Source organism: Haloferax sp. s1 (genome assembly GCF_058382125.1).
Map to the genome: position 1 here is coordinate 1 of NZ_JBZRPK010000270.1, position 2,589 is coordinate 2,589.

4 protein-coding genes and 1 pseudogene are annotated in these 2,589 nt (G+C 55.1%); 3 read left to right on the forward strand and 2 right to left on the reverse strand.

From position 1 onward, the window contains the following. Together QT222_RS02670 and QT222_RS02675 are read left to right on the forward strand one after the other, a co-directional pair. On the forward strand, positions 1–452 hold a 452-nt coding region (locus tag QT222_RS02670; RefSeq protein ID WP_491476218.1), incomplete at its 5' end, for a DUF8135 domain-containing protein. Between the two features lie 80 nt (positions 453–532). Next, entirely contained in the window at positions 533–862 is a 330-nt protein-coding gene (locus QT222_RS02675; RefSeq protein ID WP_004060129.1) for a transcription factor S, read from the forward strand. 328 nt (positions 863–1,190) lie between these two features. Here the strand turns inward: QT222_RS02675 and QT222_RS02680 are convergent, their stop codons facing one another. Continuing rightward, positions 1,191–1,718: a DUF8170 family protein gene (locus QT222_RS02680; RefSeq protein ID WP_491476219.1), complete on the reverse strand. Its 528-nt coding sequence runs from the start codon at positions 1,716–1,718 to the stop codon at positions 1,191–1,193. A gap of 264 nt (positions 1,719–1,982) precedes the next feature. On the opposite strand from QT222_RS02680, the gene QT222_RS02685 reads away from it, so the two are divergent. Then, complete coding sequence (locus tag QT222_RS02685; protein WP_004060131.1) at positions 1,983–2,420, forward strand: hypothetical protein; 438 nt, start codon at positions 1,983–1,985, stop codon at positions 2,418–2,420. Positions 2,421–2,470: 50 nt separating this feature from the next. Here QT222_RS02685 and QT222_RS02690 read toward each other — a convergent pair. Beyond that, positions 2,471–2,589, reverse strand: a pseudogene (locus tag QT222_RS02690) (IS6 family transposase); the annotation flags it as partial.

The window sequence follows — 2,589 nt, forward strand, 5'->3', positions numbered from 1 at the left end:
CCGATGCTGAGCGGAGCGACCGCGCCGATGCTGAGCGGAGCGACCGCGCCGATGCCGACGAGCAACCGCAGTCTGCTCCGCTTTCGGACCTCGCTGGCCGAGTGGCGGAGCGGCGCGGTCGGTCACGCGTCTCCAACGAGCCCGACGACGTAGCCGAGTTGTTCGAATCGGTGGAAGTCGACGAACTGGACGACGAGGACGTGTGGACGGCGCTCGTCGAAGGCGGCGACGAAACCGAGAGCGTCGGCCTCGGTGCCGAGGCGGAAGCCGTCGACGACGCCGACGGGCTCCCGGACCACATCGTCGCCAAAAAAGAGTTTTGCCAGCGGTGTGAGCACTTCGGCGCACCGCCGAAACTGGCGTGTACCCACGAGGGAACCGCCATTATCGAGGTTGTAGACAGCGACCACTTCCGGGTGCGGAACTGCCCAGTCGTCGAAGACGAAGAGTAACGTCGCGGTCGGTAGTGAGTGTGTTGGTAACAATCCAGAGAGTGACAGTTTCTTGGTGCCACGCCCCGCTAGTTCTGAGTATGCAATTCTGCGACGAGTGCGGTTCGATGATGGTCTCACAGAACGGGGTGATGACCTGTACGAACGAGGAGTGCGGCGCGACCGCCGAACGGGACGAAGAACGCGCCAAGGAGTTCGTCTCGACCGAGGCCCAGTCCGGTGACGAACTCATCGAGACCGAAGAAGGAGCCGAGTTCGAGGGCAAACCGACCGCAAAAGACGTTCACTGCGACGAGTGCGGCCACACCGAAGCGTGGTACACCATCAAGCAGACGGCGTCGGCCGACGAACCGCCGACGCGGTTCTTTAAATGTAAGGAATGCGGGTATCGGTGGCGGGAGTACAACTAACGAATCTGCTCAGACCCCATCATTCCGGAGAATGGTTTTTCGAACGATTTGAAAAGTTGCGCCACGTCTCTAGCCAATTCGAACTAGAATATCTAACGAAATTAACCTATTGATCAGGTAGTGTTCGGACGTTCTCATGTCTCACCTACCGTAGGTGTGGGAAGACCTAAACAACGGGGGCGACGCCTCACTACCACCAGCATATCTCAGCCAAAGTAGCAAAACGGTGGAGATCTGCTAGTACGGGTTCGACGTGTACAGATTCGCGCGTTGGAGGGTCAGAAGGTTTACTCACGATAAAGAGAGCGCCACATCTCGACTGTCTCTGTTAGGGAAGTTGGCTCACAGCGTCGTAGAGTTCATCTTCGTCACGCCATTCCAGACATCGGTTGCCAGTCAACAGCATTTTGACGTGAGAAGCGGCCATTCCGTTGTCAAATTTGTCGCGTTCCGTCTGCTCGTCTGGGTACAGTCGTTTCAGCACCCAGACTTTCTGTCGGTACGATGGGGCAAAAAGCAGACCGAGTTCCCAAACGTACCCGCCGTCGAAGTCTTCCAAGACACCCACGATGTGCGTTGCGCGTCCACAGAGGATGTCGAACACACGATTCCACAGTTCGATTTCGTCGGGGGTGAGGCCGAAGTCCTCTAAACGCATCGAAATTGCACCATTGCGGTCGTTGAGAAGGTCGTACACATCCATCCGGCGTGTTGCGGCTCCGGTTTCGCCCCCTGCGCCCACGATCAAGTACCGTCGGTCGTGGTTCTTGATGTGCTGCATCTCCTCACCATTTACCAAATCCTTGATGCGTTGGTGATCGGACGGAGAAAAGTGAACGTCAGCTATCCCGCTCATGATTTCGGCCTCCGATGGGATGTCTTCTACAGCAGTGTCCCCTATTTCGGGACTACTGACGGTATCATCCATTATCCAATTGTATTATCTCTTCACTAATTAATTGTAGATTCTTCTTTTAGATAGTTGTGCCATCAGTTTCTAACTAACCTCATTCAGATGCAAGTCTTTATGCTGGTGGGAATACAAGAGATACATGTGAATTGGAGAACTACAATTCTCCAACGCAAAGCGTACTGAGCAGTGGAGGGGCGAGAGAATCATATGAAACCAAAAACAGAATCCGTGGCCGGAAACGGAGGCGGCGTCACCGATACCAAATCAGAGTTCGATACGTGGCGAGCGCTGCAACGAGCCACGAACAAGAAACGGGCAGACATCATCGCGGATATAGTCGGTCATCCATTAGGGGCACCCAGTGTCGAGGAACTGGACTATATGAACCCGCCACTCAGCGACGACTCCATTCGACGGCATCTCGATACACTCGCAGGCGTCGGTGTCGTCCGGGTTCTCGAGTTCGAACCGGGGAATCGTATCCGAGGATACCCCTACCAGTTCTTCGAACTCACTCCCGAAGCACGCGAACTATTCGACCGAAACGGTCTCTTCCCCGAAGAAGCGTGGAAACGGCAATACGCGGCTGTGAAAAAGACAAGCCGAATCAAAGAGCTGGAATCGATGCCTCGTCCCGACGCCTGATTTGGTGCGTCTCTTTTTGTTTACCCAGAGAGAAGCGTACTAGGCACTGTCTAGTTTAGAACCTCCTCGACCAGCGTTTGTCCGTCAAGCGCTTGGTGCGGTCTCTGATAATTGTAGTATTGCGCAAATTGTATGAACCACTCGCGGAAGCGCCCATGACTGCCCACCC

Bases quoted from the DNA above. Each gene is read 5' to 3' on its own strand.
- QT222_RS02685 (WP_004060131.1), top strand. From the start codon at position 1,983: ATGAAACCAAAAACAGAATCCGTGGCCGGAAACGGAGGCGGCGTCACC.
- QT222_RS02675 (WP_004060129.1), top strand. From the start codon at position 533: ATGCAATTCTGCGACGAGTGCGGTTCGATGATGGTCTCACAGAACGGG.
- QT222_RS02680 (WP_491476219.1), bottom strand. From the start codon at position 1,718: ATGAGCGGGATAGCTGACGTTCACTTTTCTCCGTCCGATCACCAACGC.